1 protein-coding gene is annotated in these 1106 nt (G+C 76.4%); it reads left to right on the forward strand.

Annotation, left to right across the window (positions count from 1 at the left end):
* Nucleotides 1–1106: portal protein (locus HMPREF0731_RS21520; RefSeq protein ID WP_007006358.1), on the forward strand; the 1106-nt coding region annotated here is incomplete at both ends.

The following is a 1106-nucleotide window of genomic DNA, read 5'->3' on the forward strand; positions in this document are numbered from 1 at the left end:
CTGGTTCGGCCTGGCGCCCGCCCGCGCCGTGGCGGAGGGGCCCGACGGCGCCGCCGCCGCCGCCGCGCTGGAGGAGGCGGCGGAGACGCTGCAGGGGCATCTCGACCGCTCCAACTTCGCCGTCGAGATGCACCAGGCCTTCCTCGACCTGGTGGTCGCCGGCACCGGCGTGCTGCTGGTGGAGGAGGCGCCGCCCGGCGCGCTCTCCGCGCTGCGCTTCACCGCCGTGCCGCTGCGCGAGGCGGTGCTGGAGGAGGGCGAGAGCGGCCGGCTCGACACCATCTACCGCGCCATGGCGCTGGAGGCGGCGGCGATCGCCGCGCGCTACCCCGGCGCCGTGCTGCCGCCCGGCCTCGGCGCCGGCAGCCCTGCGCAGGAGGCGCCGCGCCACCGGGTGGTGGAGGCGGTCTGGCCCGAGCGCGGCGGCAGCGCCTACCTCGCCGTGCTGGAGCATGACGGGCGCGCCTGGCCGCTGGCCGAAGGGCGCTTCCAGGACAGCCCCTTCATCGCCTTCCGCTGGCTGAAGGCGCCGGGCGAGGCCTATGGCCGCGGCCCGGTGATGAAGGCGCTGCCCGACATCCGCACCGCCAACAAGGTGGTGGAGCTGGTGCTGAAGAACGCCTCCATCGCCGCCACCGGCATCTGGCAGGCGGAGGATGACGGGGTGCTGAACCCGGCGACCGTCCGTCTGGTGCCGGGCGCCATCATCCCGAAGGCGCCCGGCTCCTCCGGCCTGACCCCGCTGGCGGCGCCGGGCAATTTCGACGTCTCGCAGCTCGTGCTGGACGATCTGCGCGGCCGCATCCGCGCCGCGCTGCTGGCCGACCGGCTGGGCCCGCCCGGCACCGCCGCCATGACCGCGACCGAGGTGCTGGAGCGCAGCGCGCAGACCGCGCGGCTGCTCGGCGCCACCTATGGAAGGCTGCAGGCCGAGCTGCTGACGCCGCTGATCGGCCGCTGCCTCTCGATCCTGCGCCGCCGCGGCGAGGTGCCGCCGCTGCTGCTGGACGGGCGCGAGGCCCGCCTGACCTACCACTCGCCGCTGGCCCGCGTGCAGGGCCGCTCGGACGCCGCCAACACCCTGCTCTTCCTGCAGGCGGTGGCGG

Origin of the sequence: Pseudoroseomonas cervicalis ATCC 49957 (assembly GCF_000164635.1) — a bacterium.
Lineage (GTDB): Bacteria > Pseudomonadota > Alphaproteobacteria > Acetobacterales > Acetobacteraceae > Pseudoroseomonas > Pseudoroseomonas cervicalis.